The following is a 20,009-nucleotide window of genomic DNA, read 5'->3' on the forward strand; positions in this document are numbered from 1 at the left end:
AGGGTGGCACTCAGATTGACAGCTGCCCTGTCGTCAGTCATTTACTGTGACCCTGCGGCAGCAGAGAATCGTCTGCCCTGCTACCCGTCAAACGATCCGGAACAATTAAACCTCAACAGAGTTTATGACTCCTCTGTAAAGCTCCAGAAGAGAGAGATCGTTAATAAATGCGTTAAATTCCATATCACCCCGCAAGGCGAATTTTCGCATCACGTTATATTTGTGCGCATAGATGGTTTTTTCTGACAGATCCAGACGCTTCGCCGTCTGTCTGACGCTGTAACCTTTTTTTAAAAGGCTGAGCACCTGTAACTGTACCACTGTGATGCGAGCGAACTCACAATGCAGACAATCCGCTGGCAAAAAAGCGTGCATCCTGTCCTGAAAGGCCAGCCAGGAACAGATGACTTTCTGAGATATCGTACGAACAGAATCAAGTCGTGAAATAACAACCAGAGAGCGATAACAGACCGGAAGCTGCTCTGTCATAATATCGTCAGTCTGATTAACAAAAACCATGATAATGCTACCGGGCTTCCGATCCCGGTACGCAGGTTGACACATATATAAACGCCATTGCGAAACATTGATCAGGATAAAATCAGCCTGCCTGAGATTGTGGCTGTCAAAACCCGACAAAAACTCCACATTAGCTTCAGTTAACAATGCGCCCTCAATCACTTTTGAGATGCCTATCCTGAAGAAATAATTCTCTTCTGTACAAATGACTTTAAGATCCATTTTTCTCCTCAGGCATCTCAAAAACCTCCATAAATTCAGGTAAACTTCCCGTTAACCAGCACAAGCTCGCCTTTCTCTTTAAGCTCTTTAAGTACTCTGCAAATTGAACTTTTGGAAAGGTGCGAACTATTTTCAATCAGATACAGGGCAGAGAAACGTTTCTTCAGATGAGCCGGTAGTTTTTCCCAGCGTCCGATTAAAGAAATAACCTCATCGTAAGAGTTGCTCTTAGGCAGCTGGATGTAGTCCATCAGATCTGAATACTGTCCTGAAAGAACGGACATGGCATCGTTGAAAAGATCTTTCTCAAAAATCAGCCGCCAGAACACATCATAATCAATGAAACTGACTTTGCCGTAATCTATTCTCTCCAGATAAACCGGTGGCTCATCCAGTGCCGGTGTGACACCAACAACAAAAGGAGCAGAGACAATATTAAGCACTTTATTTTCACTTTTGAGCTTGAGCAAAAAATCGCCATCAAGAATAAACATAACCCGACGCACATTATCTTTCGTCAGGTGGTAACGGCGTTTTCCGCGCGAGATCTCATCCGGATTAGCCACCTGCGTATATCCTGCTAGTGCATCAATGATTCGTTCATGATTTTCAGTCACTCTATACATAATAATCAACTCAATCTAACTAACACAGGTTAGTGATTAGTAGCAAAATTAGTAAAGCTGGTTTTTATAATCTTCTTTTTCGCCTGGTGTACGACAATCTTCCAGTTCACACTTCTGATATCGGATAAAATACGTAATTGGCTTGACTATAGTAAAACAGGAACTGTGAAACTCAACACCATAAACATGCGAAAAGGGAGAGTACTTCGCCAAACAGTGGCGTAGCAACCATACATTACACCGCTTTAAAGTCACTCAATTAGCATATTAACCCATCATGCCGTGACTTACTGAAACTGTTATAACTTTTTTCTATAAAAGAGAACCCAACATATTCATTTGAAGTTTCATGTTAAGAAACAGATACAGTATTAACATGAATGTATGCACTTCAATAAAGAAAGCCGATAAATGAAAAGGTCAGAATCACATTGGCATCATTGTTAATTCTCCTGGAAAATTAAAAATACTCAACATCACTCCCTGGAAATGATTAAACCATAACGATGTCAATTAGGAGATTTAAATTAAAAAACGCCATGCATTTAGATTTATGTTCTGATTTATATTTGATTTTCAGTTTTAAAATCCAATGCACTCAGAATCTCTTTTCGGTGCGTTTCACTTCTCAGCACAAATGATAATGTTATGGCTGATTCCAGTAGCCTGATTCCAGCAGCGATCTCAGAAGCCAGCACCTTTAAAGCAGAGCTGGCGCCGCTAGTCTCATTGCCCTGAACCGGATATTAACAGGCGTACCTGCAGGGAGAGAAAGTGAATCCCTGACACAATAGACTGCCTATCGGCATCACTGTTTCGCGTTAAAAGTTAATCTCTTGTGAGTTCTGAGCAGTGCTCTTATGAGATGACGTTTAACATTACTCGCCTTAATTTTCTCACTTCACATCTGATTCCACCGCTTTATTGTACGAAAAGGCGATGAGCAGATTGATTCAGCATGCAGTACGCAATGTGCTGCCGAATAATGAAGATTATCCATTAACTGGTCTTTGCAACGAATTCAGAAGGACCGAGAAGGTGACTGATAGTTAACTCTGTAAAAAATAAAACCTACAGCGTGACAGATTAAAAAATAGTGTGGAAAGGCGTTAAAGCACCCCATCGGGTTGAAAGTCCCGATGCGCTAACGTACCTGAGAGGGTAAATGTTGTTACAGAAGGTTTTTATCGCACCCTGGTCACAGAAAACATGGCTTAATAGGCCGTCTCTGTATAAATGTATACAAATTAACATTATCTTCACCTATTAACAAAAGGCAAAAATATTAACCCTGAATGTCAGCACCCTTCTCATTTGGGAATGATACAGCCACGCTGAAGTTAAATTAAGCTTTATTAAGATTACTTCAGAAGCAACAGATTGCCTCCGGGCTTAACCTTTAAGTGGTCGGACAAGATTATTTGTCCTGTCTGTAGCACGTCAACGCAGTCCAACTTTCAATAGGGAATTTGAACATGAAAAAAATCGCCTTTTTAACCGCATCTGTAGTATCTGCACTGTTAGCTTCTCAGGCATTTGCGGTCTCCAACAATACTATTACGTTCCAGGGATTGGTCACAGGAGAAACCTGTACCGTGACAGTCAATGGTAACACCGCTAAACCTCTGGTGCTCCTGCCAACTATCAGCACCTCTGCGTTATCAAATGGTAATGTCGCGGGTAAGACAACGTTTGAAATTGGTGTTACTGGCTGTACAGGAAGTGATACTGATGCCACAACAATCTCTACCCAGCTTAGCGGTAATAATGTCACTAAGGCGGGTAATCTGGGTAACCTGGCAACCGAAGGTGCTGCGGAAAATGTAGAAATTCAGATTGTGAGTAATAAAGAAAATAAAATTATTCCATTTGGTGAGGGTACTTTTACCGGTCAGGGTCATCTGACTCTTGCTGCCGGAGTAAAAAATGCCTCTGCAACCTATACTGCGCAATATGTCGCCGTTGAAAAGGACGCAGTTGCCGGTGCGGTGGAAGCCACAATGCAATACGCCATCATCTACAAATAAAAAATCAGCATGGATGCGAAATATTTTTAATCTATAAGTGGATTTAATCAGGCCATGGATGGCCTGACTTACTTTATCCAGGGTCTGGTAGTAAAATTTCAACGGATGGTTATTATGCCTCGATTGCTTATCACTCACTCATCATTGCGTACCATTCTATTACTCCTTCTGTCTCTTGTTATTTACCCGCCAGCATTCGCCAGCGTTGTTATGACGGGATCTCGCATTATTTATCCCTCTGACGAAAAATCGGTCGATGTTAAACTGAAAAATAATGATGCTTTCCCGTACGTAATCCAGGCATGGTTGGACAATGGTGACGAAGAATCTACGCCAGCCACCGGCAAAGCGCCGTTCATCGTCACCCCACCGACATTCAGAATTGCCGCTAAAGATGGTCAGGTGCTGCGCATTTTCTTCACGGGTGCAAATTCATTACCCCAGGATCGTGAATCCGTTTTTTATTTTAATTTTCTTCAGGTCCCACCAGGCAATGTTTCTGGTGACAAAGGCAATCAGATGATGTTGTTATTAAAGAACAGACTGAAACTGTTTTACCGCCCAAAAGGCCTTAAAATCAGCACCCATCACATTTCTGAATATTTAACATTCAGTAACGTATCGTCGCCCAGCGTACGCATCACCAATAGTTCACCCTATTATGTTTCACTAACCAAAGTCGTTGTCAGAAACAGAGTCGCAAAAGAGACTGCACCGATGATCGCGCCGTTTTCATCTGTTGATGTGCCATTAACAGAACAGAAATTAACAAAAAGCGCCCAGGGAATAGAAATAGGCTTAGTGAATGATTATGGGGCAACGGTGACATATGAGTTTCCAATTCAAAAATAAAAAAACAGATCCTCGTCTGGCTATAATCAGTTGCGTTGTGAAAGCGGCTTTATTGACACAGACTGCTCATGCCGAAGAATACCATTTTGATAGTCGTTTGCTGGCAGGGTCCGGTTTTGAGGAAGGCGTAGACCTTAAGCAATTTAACGAAAAACAGATCACTATTCCTGAAGGTCAACAGCTTCTGGATATCAGCCTGAATGGCATAATAATAAAAAGTCAGGTGGCGGTGAATTTTCGCAGGAAGGATGTCGCCGATAAAAGTGCGCAACCCTGTATTGATGCCGACATGGTCAAACTGTTGCAGCTGAAGACCGGCCTGAAAGAAGCGGCTGAATCGCAGTGTCTGTTTCTGTCAGAGATCAGCAGTCAGGGTAACTGGAATATCCGCCAGTCCACGCTGACACTTAATTTTCTGATCCCACAGATTCTGCTGAACCGCCAGCCACGCGATTACATCCCGACCTCTGAATGGAATGCGGGAGCTCCATTGCTTTTTTTGCGTCATAGCTCCAGCTTTACCCGCAATATTTTGCGCGACACGCACTCCAGCTATCTCTGGAGCATGATCAACGCAGGGGGTAACCTGGGCATGTGGCAGTTACGTCATCAGGCCAATCTCCGCTATATGAACAGCAGCGTCAGCACCGATCAGTACAAATGGAATGCTGTACGCACCTGGGTACAGCGTCCCCTGCCCTCTCTTTCCAGCGAACTGGTGGTCGGTGATGCCTACACTGACAGCACGATGTTTGGTTCAATGTCCTTCAACGGCGTGAAGATCGCGACCGACCAGCGTATGTGGCCTCAGGCACGTCGCGGATATGCGCCGGAAGTCCGGGGCGTCGCTACCAGCAACGCCCGTGTGCTGATAAGCCAGGCCGGTAACGTAATCTATGAAACTCAGGTCCCGCCAGGCCCATTTATTATTGACGACTTATATAACACCAAGAGTCAGGGCGACCTGAAAGTACAGATCGTCGAGGCTGACGGCAAATCATCCTTTTTCACTGTGCCTTATGCCGCGGTGCCGAGCTCAATGCGGCCGGGTAATCTGAGTTATCAGTTTGCCGCCGGGAAGGTGAGGAACTTTTACTCCGTCCAGAACACCTTTACTGAGGCCGTTTTACAGTATGGTCTCAGTAACAGTCTTACCACCAATACCGGGGCGCGCTTCGCAAATGGATATCAGGCTTTACTGGCTGGTGGCGTCTACGCCTCTCCAGTTGGCGCGCTGTCACTCAACACCACCTGGTCACATGCGAGGGTAGAAAACGACATCACCAGAAGCGGCTGGCGTGCAGAGGCATCGTACAGCAAGAGTTTCCCCACCAGAACGAACCTGGTGCTGGCAGCCTATCGTTACTCGACTTCCGGTTATCGCGATCTGGAAGATGTACTGGGCGTTCGTCGTCAGCAGAATGGTGGGGCGGACTACTACTCCGATACGCTCAGACAGCGAAATCGCTTCTCTGCGACGGTAAGTCAATACATGGGTGACTACGGTACCCTGTCTTTGAGCGGCAGCAGCACTGACTACTATCACAATCGCTCACGTATCTCAGAGATGCAGCTTTCATACAACAATATGTGGAAGAAAGTAAGTTACAACCTTAACCTCAGCCGGCAACGCTCCAGCTGGAACAGCAAAGACGTCTATAGCGTTTACGACAGCGATTACGATGCTAACCGCTATCAGAAATACACAGAAAACGTCATCTCATTGGGTTTTTCCCTTCCGCTGGACTGGCGTGATAGCCGTTCCACCGTCTCTCTGGATATGACCAGAGATAAAACGACTTCATCGGCAATGACCACCCTGTCGGGTTCCGCGGGCCAGGAGAGCGATTTTACTTACGCCCTCTATTCCAGTTACGACAAATACCGTGATGTATCTCAGGGAAAAAGCCATGCGATGCGCTGGGGAACGAACGTACAGGAACGGACACGCCTGGGTGCCATTCGCGCCTCTTATGCCCGCAGTGATGATTATCACCAGCTTGGACTGGGCACATCGGGCACGCTGGCCATCCACGGGGGCGGTATCACCTATGGTCCTTACGCCAGCGACACCTTTGCACTGATTGAAGCCAAAGGTGCCAGCGGCGCGCGCATCAACAACGGTCAGGGTGCCAGGATCGATACCTTTGGCTACGCCATCATGCCATCGCTGGCTCCCTACCGTTATAACACCATCAGCCTCGACGGCAGCTCAATCTCTCAGGATGTTGAACTCGAAGGCGGTAACGTGCGCGTGGTGCCGGTGCATGGTGGCGTACCCAAAATAGCCTTTAAGACCCTCACGGGTACGCCGGCACTGATTCTCGCCTCGCAGGCTGACGGCACACCTGTTCCGATGGGTGCAGAAGTTAAAGACAGACAGGGCAACAGCCTTGGGATGGCAGGCCAGAACGGGCAGATTTACGCCCGTCTTCCCAACGCCTCTGGCACGTTGTTTGTCAGTTGGGGGAGCAGTAACACCTGCCGGATCAACTATCAGCTGCCCTCTAAAAAAATTGTTGATGCCAGCTTTGTTCATTTAAACGGCACCTGTATTCAGTGAGGAAGAAGATGAAAACAGCACATAGCCGCCTCATAATCTGGCTGCTCGCATCCGCTTTTATAGTGTGTACGCCCGTGGCACAGGCGATTTGTTACAAGATACTTAAGGTAGGTGATCGGTTTAATGAACTGCCGCAGGAAGTGGTGAATCAGGGCTATATCGCAAAGTCATGGGGTACGGGCACAGGGGATGCCATAAGTGCGAAGCTTGACTTTGGGGCAATCAGTATCGGAACTGGCGCGGATTCACTTGCGCCAGCCGGAACCGTGCTGGCCTCTGCTGACATGCCATTTCTGACGAAAGGATTGAATGTCCCCTATGAAGCCAATCAGATTGTCTATAAATGTGCACTGTCCGACGCGGACAGCTTGTATGAAATTTATGCCCTGGCTGCCTCATATGGGGCAGAATATGGTGGTAAAGCCGTGAGTGATGTTGAGGGGGGATATCGGACACCGGCACAGCATATCGCCTATCGCATAACTAACCTGAAAACCGGACTCTATTACAAGAGTGAATGGCAGGAGCGAAAACTGACCGCCGATGACTACATTACTGTAGGTTCAAATATTTATATCCCGGCATCATCGTTCAGTAGCGCGACTTTCGAACTGATCAAAAGTGACGACGATTTCGGCCTCCCTACGCGAAATGCTTTCGGGCAAATAACCGTTCCGCAGGGATATATAGCGATCAGAACACCCACGATAAATACCACCAATAAAACAGGTGAAGTTGCCTATCCACCCAGCTCTGGGTATGCCTCAGCAGTCTGGAGTATGCGCGGCGGTAATACCACCGTCATACAGGGAAAGAGTTGTCTCCTTGGGGATTTTGACCAGGTTGTAACCCTGCCGACCATCAGCGCCAATGACTTGCGTAATGGCATGACCAGTAGCAATACCTTCAGCGTGGAGATTAATTGCGAAAAAGGGGCCGTTTCAGGTACTGAATCCAGCGATTCAAAACCGCCAGTCGCGATGGGTTTTCTGGTGACACAACCGACGGCACTGGCTCAGGCGAAAGCCCTCGGGCTGGAAACGAGTGCCGGAGGCATCAGCCATTTACTCGACAATAACTACGGCACACAAGGCGTTGCAGAGGGTGTTGGCATCCGCATCTATGCTGGAAGCAGGGCGTTAAACCTGTTGTCCAGTAATGCAATAACGGGCACAGGTTCAGAAGCGGGCTGGTACGGATTTACGGAACTGCTGAGTAAAACCGGGTTATCGCTTAAAGGCGATAAATCCTATGCCGGTGTTTTTACGGCGTCCCTTGAGCAACTTCCGGGAGAAACCGCACAGGGAGGATCGGTCAATGCGCAGGCACAGATTCTTGTCAGTCTGCAGTAGCCTGCTATTGGCCAGCGCGCTGACTCTTAGTGCTGGCCCGGCCGGCGCGGTAGTTAACAGCACCCAGAGTCGGCTGGTGTTCAATGAAAAGAGCGTGGCGGAGTCTCTTACCGTGGTGAATTCTGTCAGATCCCCGGCACTGGTACAGGTCTGGAGCGATGATGACGAGCCTCTCAGTCCGCCCGATCGCATCAGTACACCCCTCGTCGTCGTGCCGCCACTGTTTAAACTGGCCCCCGGTGAATCGCGCAACCTGCGTGTCATGCTCATTTCCCGCAAAGGGATGCCTGCAGACCGCGAGCGTCTGTACTGGCTGAACATTTATCAGATTCCACCAAATACTGCCCAGAAGTCGGCGCTGGAGAAGAAAGTAATTTTGCCGCTGCGCATCCGTTTAAAAGTATTTATCCGCCCGACCGGTTTAAAGGAGCCGGAAGAAGATGTCGGTGAAAAATTACGGTTTATCCTCGGCCAGACACAAACTAAACATGCACAACTGACCGTGAAAAATCCAACACCCTATTACATGACATTAGGGAGTATCACGCTCGGGAGAACACCACTGAAAGCAGAGATGATTGCACCCTTTTCGTCTCTCACCCTTGCGGTAAAAGAGATAAGTACCGATCACACCCTGAACTGGACAGTAATCGATGATTACGGCAAGCATATACCTTATAAAAGAGAGTTGAGCAGCCAGTGAAAGACACCACACACAAAACAATAAACATGACCTATTTTCATAAGTATCATATGTCATACGATTTAATTACCTCGTTCCTCCGGCAGGAAATGAATAACACGCAATTTAATCTGCACCATTTTCCTGATGTAAAAAGTTTACTGAAGGCCGCAGAAGAAAATCGCATCGACGTGATTATTATCAATTCCGCCTGTCTGTTCGATGGATCGTTCCGGGAGACAGAAATCAAAAAGGTGCTCAGCGTACTGTGTGGCAATGAAAACATCATTACTGTTTGTTTTACTCAGAACATGCGGTCTGTGCTGCTGAAAAAGATGCTTGATGCAGGTGTAAACATCATGCTCAGTCTGCAGGATACCCCGCAGGAGCTGGTTAACGCACTCAGAAGCATGATGCCTGCATCGTCTGCAGAAACCTATATTTCCCGCTCTGTGCATGAACATTTTCAGGAGGAGTGCACGGATTTAACACCCAAGGAGTGGGAGGTCATCAATCTGATTCAGGAGGGTTATTCGCTGTCAGAAATAGCGTCTAAAAAATGTCGCGCAATGAGTACTATTTCAACACAAAAAAGAAACGCCATGAATAAGCTACATCTGAGAAATGAAACAGAGCTATTGCGCTTTCTGCACCAGAACGCATTTTTTTAATTCGTATTAATTTCGGAATCTCATGCTGAAAAAATTTTTATTCCCGCTGGCGGGAGGATTATTGCTGTCCGGTCAGGCCGGTGCGCTGTCACTTCAGGAGTCGCTGATGGCTGCAAACAGTTATAATGCAGAAATGAACGCTGCCCGCAGTGAACATGATGCCGACGGGCAGAAAAAATATCAGGGCTTTGCGGGATTACTGCCGGCAATCTCCATTGACGGTACCTGGGTTAAAACGGATCAGCCGGATGCGGCCTATTCTGCCGGTGTCACCCGCCACAATTATAGCGTCAATCTGACACAGCCCGTTTTTGATATGGCAAAGTATGCCACCTGGCGCAGAAGCGTGGTGATTAGCAATCTGGCCGATGTCAATCTGCTTATTGCACAGCAGAAAATGATCGCCAGTGTCACCACGGCTTATTACGACGTGCTTTATCAACGCAGCGTGCTGGAAACCAGTCATCGCATTCTTGCTGCCTTCAGTGCACGGCTCAAACAGACACAAAAAGCGCTGAAAATAGGCGACGGCACCCGGCTCGATTTAGCTGAAGCACAGGCCAACTATGATAAAGCCGTGGCAGACGAACTGGTGGCAGAAAACGATCTGAACGATGCCAGTCTTGCTTTTCGTCAGCTTACTGGCAGGGATCCCCGGAGCATCCCAGACAGCAGCATGCGCTGTGTGCGCTTTCCCGACAGGCTCGTTCCTGAACAACTGAAACGCGATGCCGCTGCTAACAACCTCGACGTACTTGCCGCTATTCAGACGCACAAAGCCAGTGAGACAGACATTCTGTCCGCCACCTCCAGTCATATGCCGGTCGTCACCCTGCAGGCTGGGTACGGCAAGAACTGGAGTCGGGCAGAAAACGGCAACTATCTTGACACGCTTTTTGGCACCACCTCTAAAACTGATAACACCCAGATTAGCGTTAATGTTTCGATCCCCCTGTTTGGCGGGGGTGGCCCTGTCTCACAAAGTCTGGAAGCGGCGCACCGTTTCGAACAGAGCAAAGAGCTAATCACCGATGCCAGACGCAAAGCGGAACAGCAGGCCATTCAGGCGGCGTCCGGTGTGCATAACAGCCAGTCCCGGATTAAAGCCTGTCAACGCGCAATCGCCTCAGCAGACAAACGCCTGAGTGCCACCCGTTATGGCCGGGAAATCGGTCAGCGCACCCTGATCGATGAATTCAATGCAGAAAAGGATTATTTCCAGGCCGTGCAGGATCTGGCACAGGCGCAGAACGCGCTCATCCAGTCAATCGTCAAACTAAAAACGGCCACTGGCTCGCTCGACTACGCCGCGATGAAAAGTTTCAGCTGTGGCGCGGCATAACGGGAATCGAATAGATGAATAACGACTTATTTCGCCAGGAAGCGCTGGATGCCAGGAAAACTAAAGTTCTGGGCTCTGTTGCGTTGTATTGCCCCCCTTTCCGCTGGGTTGTCATCACGCTGATCGGACTGCTGGTTGCCGTCATGATCGCCTTTTGCATCTTTGGCACTTACACCAAACGTGAAAGTGCGCAGGGTGTACTGGTACCGGAAAAAGGCATGATGACGATTACAGCGATGAGCACCGGCACGGTTATCGCTCTGCCCGCACGGGAAGGTGAGAGCCTGCAAAAGGGCAGCCTGATCGCCACCGTCTCATCAGAAATTTCAACACGCTATGGCCAGACACGGGAGGCGATTGCGGCCCAGCTGGAGTTTCAGCAAGCAGGGCTGAAAAATCAGCTTATCAATCTTGAGCAACTGCACACCGAAACGCTGAAATCTCTTGAGGAAAAGGTCAGTTTACTCGGCCAGCAATCGGCTGAACTGGAGACCATTTATCGCCAGCGCACCCAGCAGATTCAGCTGTCCAGAACACAACTCAATAAAATGAGCGCCATGCGCAAAGAGGGCTACGCCTCCAATACGCAGGTAGAACAGCAGCAGAATGAGTTGCTTGATGCCAGCGTGCGTTTACAGGATGTCGCACGTCAGCGTATTGATATCCGCCAGCAACTGGCTCAGGCGCGGCAGCAGCTGCGTGAGCAACCCCTCTCTTATAACCAGCAGAAAAACGAGTTACAGCAAAAGCTTTCCGGGATCACGCAGTCGATCATGGAAAACGAATCCCGTCGTTCGATTGAGCTGCATGCGCCGGAAAACGGCACCGTCAGTGCCGTGCTGGTCAAACCGGGACAGATCATCACGTCGGGTCAGACTGTGGCGATGATGCTGCCGGATAACGCGCGTTTGCAGGCAAGGATTATGCTCAGCAGCCGCGCCATCGGCTTTATCCGGCCAGGCCAGCGTGTCGTGCTGCGCTATCAACCTTTCCCATGGCAGAAGTTCGGCCAGCAATACGGCACCGTGCTGGAAATTTCAAAGTCGGCCCTGTCACCGCAGGAAGTCGCCAGCCTGACCGGCGATGGTCAGGTGAAAGAGTCGATGTATCAGGTGAAAGTGGCGCTGGATAAGCAGACGGTGCAGGCCTACGGCAGGCAGAGCAGCCTGCATGCGGGCAGTGCGCTGGAGGCAGACTTTATCGTCGATAAACGACGCCTCTATGAGTGGGTTCTGGAGCCATTAAACGCATTGGGCAAAATGACGTCCTTATAATTTCATTATCTTATCAGGTTACCTATGGATTTATTTCACAAACTGAATTTGTCATTTCGCCAGAAACTGCCCGTTTTACGTCAGACCCAGGCGGCTGAATGTGGCCTGACCTGTATCGGCATGATTGCCGGCTATTATGGTCATCACACCGATATGGTCTCGCTGCGCCAGCGCTTCCCGACCTCCCTTAAAGGCAGCACGCTGGCGAATGTGATGTCATTCGCACAGAGCATGGGCATGGGCTGTCGTGCGGTTCGCCTCGAACTGGATGAACTGGATAAACTGAATCTGCCCTGCGTTCTGCACTGGGAGATGAACCACTTTGTCGTGCTGAAAGGCATCGCTAAAAACAGGCTCATTATTCATGACCCGGCGCGTGGCATACGTAAAGTGCCGATGGATGAAGTCTCCGCCTCATTCACTGGCGTCGCGCTGGAACTTTATCCCGGCGCCACGTTTGAGAAGAAAAACGAGAAAAAATCGATTTCAATGCTGAGCCTGATCCGTAACGTGTCCGGAATTGGCTCTGCGTTCGTGCAGGTGGCCTTACTGTCACTGGCACTGGAATTTTTTGGCATCATCACGCCATTTTACATGCAGTGGGTGATGGATCAGGTGCTGGTCTCTGCGGACCGTGATTTGCTGACGCTGCTCGGTGTCGCCTTTATCTGCATCACCCTGTTTCAGAACCTGATTTCAGCACTGCGAAGCTGGGTTACGACCTGGTTCTCCAGCATGCTGAGCGTACAGTGGTCATCTAATCTGTGCGCCCATCTGCTGGGATTACCGCTCAGTTACTTTGAAGAACGTCATGTTGGCGACATTCTTTCTCGCTTCGGATCCATCAGCAATATTCAGAGCACGCTAACCGGCCGTTTTATCTCGTCTGTTTTTGACGGGGTAATGGCGCTGGTCACCCTCGGCGTAATTTTCACCTATAACGCCACCCTGACCTGTGTGGTCGTTGGCCTGTTCCTGCTTTATGCACTGATTCGCTGGATCTCATTCGAACCCTTTCGCCAGGCGAATGAGAATCAGCTGATGGCCTCCGCCGTAGTGCAGTCACAGCTGCTTGAATCGATCCGTGGCGTGCAGGCGATCAAGCTCAACAATAAGCAGGATCTGCGCGTTTCGACTTATACCAATGAAACCGTGGAGTCGACAAACAAAGGGATTACGACGCAGAAACTCTCGATTGGATTCAACACGCTGCAGGGGACAATTTCCGGCGTTGGCAAAATTGTTCTGATCTGGCTGGCTGCGGCGCAGGTACTGGACGGTAACTTTACCAGCGGGATGCTGGTGGCGTTCATCTCGTTCTCCGATCAGTTTATCTCTCGCTCTGCGGGCCTGATCAACGCGCTGATCGAATTCAAAATGCTCCGCTTACACGGTGAACGTCTCTCCGATATTGTCCTGACGGAGAAAGAGCAGAATATGGAAAGCCACATCGCGCTGGCGGAAGAAACAGGGCCGGTGCGTCTGGATATCAGCGACATGACCTTCCGTTATTCAGCCACTGACGAAGAGATCTTCTCTGACTTCAGCCTGAGCATTGCGGCCGGTGAATCTGTCGCCATCATCGGCCCCTCCGGCCAGGGCAAAACGACGCTGGCAAAATTGCTGCTCGGACTGCTCAAACCGAACGCCGGTATGATCAGCATTAACGGTATCGACCATACAAAACTGGGAATGACGCATTACCGCGATCTAATCGGAAGCGTGATGCAAAACGATATGATGTTTGCCGGCTCCATCATGGATAACATCAGTTTCTTTGATGCCAGCCTGGATAAAGCCAGGGTCGAGTGGGCAGCACGTATCGCCCAGATACATGGCGACATTATGGCAATGCCTATGGGCTACAACAGCATGGTGGGCGATATGGGTTCGTCTCTCTCCGGAGGGCAGGTGCAGCGGGTCATCCTCGCCCGCGCGCTTTACCGCCAGCCGCGCCTGCTTATCCTTGATGAGGCCACCAGTCATCTGGATGTGGCCAGAGAGAGTGCCATCAATGATGCGATAAAGCACATGAGCATCACCCGCGTCATCATCGCACACCGGCCGGAAACGATCATGAGCGCAGACCGCATTATCCAAATCAACCGCCATGGCGTGACCGAAATCACCAAAGCAGAGTTTGCAGCTTTAGTGAATGCCTCACAGGTGACGCTTGAAATAAATTAACAGAGGGCACTGTTAAGTGCTGCCCAGCCCTGAAACCAAGGAGTGAATATGAAAAACAGTCTAATCTGCCTGGAAGGCACGCTTAAATTTGACGAAGAAGTCAGAACTCAGACAATTAATGTTGTGGCATTCAGAACCGGCCAGCAGATCACCATCAACCGCGACCGGCTCGCTGAAGGACAAACCCTTGGCGAGAATATTGCCTTACAGGTCAGTAATGCCGAAAAAATATTTAATCAGTTCAACCTGGTAAAAATGGAAGAGGTTAACGATAGCCATGCATTTACGAAAACTTTCCAGGTGATTTACAGCTTTATAACCGGCCAGGGCGGCAGTCAGCGAGTCTGGCAGGTAACCTATGCCTGTCTGATGGCTGATAATGTTACGATCAACTTCACGTCAATCTACCCTGATGAAGTATCCATGAAGAACGAGATGCACAGGCTGGCACATTGCGTAAAGTCATTTACGCTTAACAACACCTGAGGTATTAACACGGATTTTAAAATGGCCATACCAGATACAAACACAAAAGCTGAAAGAAATTAAAAATAGAAGTAATTCTATTTAAGAGGCTTCAGGTTAAATGCATAATTAACGCCGAAAATTAACATTAATAACACCACCTGCCATCAGTGACAGGGGCAGGAAGTGACCGTGCGTGATATCAGTATCACGGAAGCTGACGTTTGCACCGCTGAATATTCAGGAGGAATGCTTCAACCGCGTTCTGCTGATATCTGCAAGGGATGTTGCGGTCGTCGTCATCATCGGGAATCACTTAACGGGCGTAAAGTCGCTGACGGACCCGTGCCAGCTCATTTCCTGACTGAAGCATGACGGCATAATGCCGCAGCAAAATTAATCGGATAAGAGATAAAAAGAGAAGCGCTAAGCCATTCACTTTATCGTCAGAATATTGAATGTGTAATCCTGATAGGTTATCCATGTAGCACAGGATAATAATTCAGAAAGGCATGCTGTAATAAAAATGCCTGTTTTACCTGTTTTGAAACAAGACAGCATGTCACTGCCGTCATTTTGAAACAGCCTATGAAAAGTCATATTTTAATTTCTCAAATGAGAAGATAAGACATGGCTTAACTTTAAAATTAATCTGAGGAAATAATAATGCGCGATTTAAGCATGACGGAAATTGATGCCGTATCGGGTACGGGGTTATGGGAATCACTCACCAGCAGCGTTCTGCTGGCAGCGGCAGGCTACGCTGCGGGTGCCACCATCGGCGGCATGCACGGTGGCGACGGTGGCGGTATCCTCGGGATTGGTGCCATTGGCCAGCTGGTGGGTATGTTGGGTGCAGGCATGATCGGTGCCGCGGCGGGTGCTGTCGCCGGTGCAATTATGGGCTGGAATGATTCAGAGTCAGTATATGCTCTGGTCAACCAGTTTATCACTAACGCTTTCAACGGCACCTTCCAGGATAATGCGGCAAGCCGCTTGATCTGATGCTTACATGACTGGCGTTGACAAGGTGCAGAACATTCTGCACCTTTTTTTATGTCCGGTAAAAGCGGGCTGCGTTGTGACACTGACCGTATAAAAATTCCCAAATGAAAATGGAATCTTAAAATGTCGCACAGATTGGAGGTAACAATAAGGGGGTAAAAAAGCTAGACTCAAATTTTTCTGCTGAGTTTAGCCTGATGCATAATCACTACATCATTAATGGATTTATTGAGTTTCATCCTGCGGCCAGTACATTGCGTAATCTGAACGATCCAGAAAAATGTGTAGTCCTCAATTCTCCGGCAGGCCGCTGCCTCTTATTATTAATCACACGAAATGACACGATTATTACGCAGCAGGAGTTTATGGAGATTGTCTGGGAGAAAAATGGGATGCTGGTTTCTCCCAATACCTTTTATCAGAATATTTCTATTCTGCGGAAGGGTTTAAAAAAGGTCGGGCTAGCGGAAGATCCTGTCGTAACAATCCCACGCGTCGGTCTGACACTGGCCAGTGGAACAGATATAAAGAAACGCAGTAGTGAAACGCACGTTGATGGCAGTCAGGAAAACACGCACTCCAGAGATGAAGACACTTTTGCGGAAGAACCTTATGATGAGATGAGCCTGCCATCCTCAGCGGATACTGAACAGGGCGAGCCGCTGGTGGCGCAAGCTGCCCGGCAGGAATCGGGAGCACTGCTGAAATCTTTCCTGCCAGCGGTTTTACTCTGGACCATGAGCCTGGTCGCACTGATTTTGCTGATGGTAATTCTGAAAACTAACAGCGCATCAGATGCGCCCCGCGTCCATTTTGATGAGTACCCGTTTCTGGCAGATATCAATGGATGCCGGGTTTATATTGCCGACAAAGATGCCCGTTCAGAGGAGAAAAAGAAAACGCTTTCTCTGGTTGAAAAATTGAAAAGCAGCTGCAGCCATTATCCCTGGGTCTATGTGACGCATTATGCGCTCCTGCCCAGAACCTCAGTCATTCGCTGCAATAAACCGATGAGCCAGAAAAATCAGTGCATTTCAGAATATCATTTCAGAGGATTGAATCCGGGTGATTAAAAAAACGCTTATCGCAGTAACGGGTATCGTAATTTTAATGGAGGCGGCTTTTCTGGCTTACCCCTATCTGCAGCGCCGTCCCACAGAAAGTTTTAACTGTGTTGCAAACTTAGTAGAACATTACAGTGACGACATTTATCATCTGTCACTCAACTATATGATTCGTGATAACTTTGCGTTAGCCCATATCACCGGCTATTCAGAAATGAATCCTGGAAAGGTGTTTAATCGTAAAGTCTCCTTCAGCCTGCAGCGCAATGGCGATATCTATTATATGTCCGCTGAAAAAAACATCAGGCTACCGGATGACAATCTCAGTGATGACGAGATCAGCCAGTATCTCTCGCGGTTTTTCATCGCCTCTGAGAAGGAAGTTTATATGCGAATCATCAGGCAGAAGAACAAAAACTTTCTTTTTATAGTCAATTTTATCCCGACCTATATCTGCAATTCGATATCAGGTTAACAACCTCTTAGTCCGATGCAGGGAAGAGCGGATACACTCAAAGCCTAACGTCCGCTTTCAACGCTTAACAGGCCCCTGCAGAGGCCTGCCGTCATTCAGTAACGCTTGCAGGTAAACAGATAGGAGAGCGGCCCGCTAATCAGGTAGGCCTGCTGATCCACCTGGCGCACATCCAGCTGCAGGTAGGTCGGATCCAGCGTGATCTCCGCCAGCAGCAGATTGAATACCGCATCCGGGGTGGTATCGTTGGTCGAGGTGATAATCGATTTAATTTTATAGCGATAAGTATCGCTCTCTATTTTTCCGCCCTCGCTCAGTGCAATACGGCGATTGAGCGTGGTGACCTTATCTCCCAGCGTGACCTGCCCGTTGAGTAACAGATAACCCGAGTGCGCATCAATAAAACGCAAATCCTGCGACACCGCAAACTCGACTTTCTTCCCTTCCTGACGACTGAGATCGTAGCGGCTGAACGCCGAGCATCGGAACGGCAAATCAGTTTCCTGATGACGATAAAAATTGATGGCTGCAAAGGTAACCAGCAGCAATATGGCCAGCGTTGCCGTCAGCGTAAGAGTGGCGCTGCGTTTCAATTCATTCTCCAGTCGAGATAATAAACGTTGTCACAGGAAATGATGTGCCCACGCTCATCAAGATTACAGGCTGACAGCATCGTTCTGCCGTAGTTCGTGGTGGTGAACGCCGTGTTTTTATCGAAATAGATCCGTCGCCCGGCGCTGCAGGATTGATTATTCTCCCGGAGCATCTGCAGTATCTGTTGATCAATAGACTCGCGCTCTACCACATCCAGGCCTTTCAGCAGTACCGCTTCACAGCCGCCCGCCAGTGACACAGTGGTCAGCCCGCTATTCTTCTGCGCAGGATGGATGAAGATGTAAAAGCTGAAGGCAACGATGAATATCGCCAGAAGAATCAGGGCCACACTCAGTTGTCGGGTCCTGCGCATCGGCTTTGCCACAGGAGCCAGAGAGGGCTCCGGCGCGGTGACGTTATCTGGCGGCGCATCGGTGTCTGTGCCCGCTACCGGCTCCGGCGCGATATCAGACACCGCCACCGGCTGAGCCGTTTGCCGCACAATCCTGATCTCCGGATTCAGTCGGATGCCAATCTTCGGCAGGGTCATTATCAGATTCTGGCAACCATAGGCCGCAAGCGCCCTGCGCAGAATACTCAGATACTGATTCAGATTACTGTTAGATCCGCGCAGGCCATACCGGTCCCAGACCTCTGTCAGTAAGGTGTCACGCGACAGGATTTCTCCGCCAGAATTCAGCAGCTGCTCAAACAACCGGCCGGAAGAGATACTCAGGCTCAGCGACTCCTGAGTAGGTATATGGCTCAGCGTACAGTCATCTGAATTATACGTAATCTGGTCATCGATAATGTAAATCATTAAGAAATCACTGAATTTGCGCTCATTGCCGACAGTATAATTCAGCTGGATTGAAGAAGCACCAGGCAGGGTTAATCCGGTAAATTAATACCGAAAACATTCGCTTAACAGAAACATCGCCGCCGGAATGTTCACTATTCTCCGCACCGCTTACTTAATAGCAGCACCTTCCGTTATTAACGCTTCGCTCATGGCGCCCTGTTCCGGCAGCTTTATAAATCTGTACCTTTCCTGACAAAATTAGGGCTGCCCGGCCGCCTGCGGTTTTATTTCGACACTACAATTAAGCGCACCAACATCATTTCAGAGAACGTTGATGAATATTGCAGCTTTTGATATTGGCGGTACCTCTTTAAAAATGGGCGTGGTGGACGATCGGGGAAACATTCTGACGCAGGAGAGCGCCGACATTTCCCACAACGCGCGGGACAAAATTCTGGAAGAAATAGTGGGCTGGCTGAAGAAGAATCCCGGCTGTGAAGGTATCGCCGTGAGTACGCCCGGCTATATCGACCCCGATAAAGGCTTTATTGAGATGGGCGGCACCATCCGTGACTTTGACGGGTTTCATCTGAGCCAGTGGCTGACGGAGAAAACCGCCCTGCCTGCCACGGTGGAAAACGACGCGCACTGTGCCCTGCTGGCGGAATACTGGCTGGGCAAAGCGAAAAAACTTAACGACTTCCTGATGCTGACCATCGGAACCGGGCTGGGCGGAGCCGCTTTCTGCAACGGTGCGCTGATTCGCGGTGGCCGGAACCGGGCAGGCGAGTTTGGCTGTCTGCTGACCTCACGTCCCACCAGCAGCGACATTGAACGCCACACCATGAGCCAGAGCTGTACCATGACCGCGCTGCGGGAGAATTACAGTCAGCTCACCGACCGGCCTGTTGATGACGTCAGTGGCAAAGATGTGTTTGACGCCTGCGACCGCCAGGAAAAAATGGCGCAGCAGGTGGTGGAAAAATTCTACCAGGATCTCGCGGCCTGCTTATATAACCTCTTCAGCGTCTTTGATCCGCAGATGATATTTATCGGCGGCGGCATTACGGCGCGGGAACCTTTCCTTGAAGAACTCGCTGAGCAGCTGGCAAAGTATCAGATTGATATTCGCATTGATGCGGCCACCTACGGCAACGACTCCGGCATGCTGGGTGCAACATGGAATTTCCTCCAGCGCCAGCCAAAGAAAAATTAGCTGACCGGTCAGGGTCATGCGGCCCGCAGACAGCGTCAGGATAAGGGAGGCGCCCAGCCCTCTCTGTCGCC

General features: G+C 49.1%; 18 protein-coding genes. 14 read left to right on the forward strand and 4 right to left on the reverse strand.

The genetic code is table 11. The features are described from left to right. Positions 1–105: 105 nt before the first annotated feature. On the reverse strand, positions 106–741 hold the full coding sequence (locus tag HFD97_RS18380) for a LuxR family transcriptional regulator (RefSeq protein ID WP_140923721.1): 636 nt from the start codon (positions 739–741) through the stop codon (positions 106–108). Between the two features lie 35 nt (positions 742–776). Continuing rightward, positions 777–1,367: a helix-turn-helix domain-containing protein gene (locus tag HFD97_RS18385; RefSeq protein ID WP_033736875.1), complete on the reverse strand. Its 591-nt coding sequence runs from the start codon at positions 1,365–1,367 to the stop codon at positions 777–779. 1,469 nt (positions 1,368–2,836) lie between these two features. Here HFD97_RS18385 and HFD97_RS18390 point away from each other — a divergent pair. The 13 genes from HFD97_RS18390 (at position 2,837) to HFD97_RS18450 (ending at position 17,326) form a co-directional block, all read left to right on the forward strand. After that, a complete protein-coding gene (locus HFD97_RS18390) occupies positions 2,837–3,394 on the forward strand; it encodes a fimbrial protein (RefSeq protein WP_223812778.1) in 558 nt (185 codons plus the stop codon). 54 nt (positions 3,395–3,448) lie between these two features. Further along, positions 3,449–4,246, forward strand: a complete 798-nt coding sequence (locus tag HFD97_RS18395) for a molecular chaperone (protein WP_154929200.1) — start codon at positions 3,449–3,451, stop codon at positions 4,244–4,246. Beyond that, a complete protein-coding gene (locus HFD97_RS18400; RefSeq protein ID WP_167432357.1) occupies positions 4,224–6,809 on the forward strand; it encodes a fimbrial outer membrane usher protein in 2,586 nt (861 codons plus the stop codon). Before HFD97_RS18395 ends, HFD97_RS18400 begins: the two co-directional genes overlap by 23 nt. Before the next feature lie 8 nt (positions 6,810–6,817). Next, complete coding sequence (locus HFD97_RS18405; protein ID WP_167432356.1) at positions 6,818–8,161, forward strand: fimbrial protein; 1,344 nt, start codon at positions 6,818–6,820, stop codon at positions 8,159–8,161. A gap of 7 nt (positions 8,162–8,168) precedes the next feature. Then, the gene (locus tag HFD97_RS18410; protein WP_244319828.1) at positions 8,169–8,864 is read left to right on the forward strand and encodes a fimbria/pilus periplasmic chaperone; all 696 of its coding nucleotides are present in this window, start codon (positions 8,169–8,171) and stop codon (positions 8,862–8,864) included. A gap of 89 nt (positions 8,865–8,953) precedes the next feature. Next, a complete protein-coding gene (locus HFD97_RS18415; RefSeq protein WP_167432355.1) occupies positions 8,954–9,514 on the forward strand; it encodes a LuxR C-terminal-related transcriptional regulator in 561 nt (186 codons plus the stop codon). Between the two features lie 22 nt (positions 9,515–9,536). After that, complete coding sequence (locus tag HFD97_RS18420; protein ID WP_167432354.1) at positions 9,537–10,856, forward strand: TolC family outer membrane protein; 1,320 nt, start codon at positions 9,537–9,539, stop codon at positions 10,854–10,856. A 14-nt stretch (positions 10,857–10,870) separates the two neighbouring features. Further along, positions 10,871–12,130, forward strand: coding sequence for an HlyD family secretion protein (locus tag HFD97_RS18425; protein WP_167432353.1), 1,260 nt, complete (start codon positions 10,871–10,873; stop codon positions 12,128–12,130). A gap of 24 nt (positions 12,131–12,154) precedes the next feature. Beyond that, entirely contained in the window at positions 12,155–14,317 is a 2,163-nt protein-coding gene (locus HFD97_RS18430) for a peptidase domain-containing ABC transporter (protein ID WP_167432352.1), read from the forward strand. Between the two features lie 48 nt (positions 14,318–14,365). Then, positions 14,366–14,803 carry a DcrB-related protein gene (locus HFD97_RS18435; RefSeq protein WP_167432351.1) on the forward strand — a complete coding sequence of 146 codons (438 nt, stop codon included), beginning with the start codon at positions 14,366–14,368 and terminating at the stop codon, positions 14,801–14,803. 645 nt (positions 14,804–15,448) lie between these two features. After that, positions 15,449–15,787: a colicin V synthesis protein gene (locus HFD97_RS18440; protein WP_167432350.1), complete on the forward strand. Its 339-nt coding sequence runs from the start codon at positions 15,449–15,451 to the stop codon at positions 15,785–15,787. Between the two features lie 197 nt (positions 15,788–15,984). Then, on the forward strand, positions 15,985–16,860 hold the full coding sequence (locus HFD97_RS18445; RefSeq protein ID WP_167432349.1) for a winged helix-turn-helix domain-containing protein: 876 nt from the start codon (positions 15,985–15,987) through the stop codon (positions 16,858–16,860). Beyond that, positions 16,853–17,326 (forward strand): hypothetical protein, encoded by a 474-nt coding sequence (locus HFD97_RS18450; RefSeq protein ID WP_167432348.1) that lies wholly within the window; start codon positions 16,853–16,855, stop codon positions 17,324–17,326. Before HFD97_RS18445 ends, HFD97_RS18450 begins: the two co-directional genes overlap by 8 nt. Before the next feature lie 95 nt (positions 17,327–17,421). On the opposite strand, the gene HFD97_RS18455 is transcribed toward HFD97_RS18450, so the two are convergent. Together HFD97_RS18455 and HFD97_RS18460 are read right to left on the reverse strand one after the other, a co-directional pair. Then, positions 17,422–17,919, reverse strand: coding sequence for a FidL-like protein (locus HFD97_RS18455; RefSeq protein WP_058957537.1), 498 nt, complete (start codon positions 17,917–17,919; stop codon positions 17,422–17,424). Then, positions 17,916–18,740, reverse strand: a complete 825-nt coding sequence (locus HFD97_RS18460) for a transcriptional regulator (RefSeq protein WP_167432347.1) — start codon at positions 18,738–18,740, stop codon at positions 17,916–17,918. Before HFD97_RS18460 ends, HFD97_RS18455 begins: the two co-directional genes overlap by 4 nt. A 316-nt stretch (positions 18,741–19,056) precedes the next feature. On the opposite strand from HFD97_RS18460, the gene HFD97_RS18465 reads away from it, so the two are divergent. Continuing rightward, a complete protein-coding gene (locus tag HFD97_RS18465; RefSeq protein ID WP_167432346.1) occupies positions 19,057–19,938 on the forward strand; it encodes an ROK family protein in 882 nt (293 codons plus the stop codon). Positions 19,939–20,009: the final 71 nt, after the last annotated feature.

It is taken from the genome of Pantoea sp. EKM103V (assembly GCF_011800365.1).
GTDB classification, from domain to species: domain Bacteria; phylum Pseudomonadota; class Gammaproteobacteria; order Enterobacterales; family Enterobacteriaceae; genus Pantoea; species Pantoea anthophila.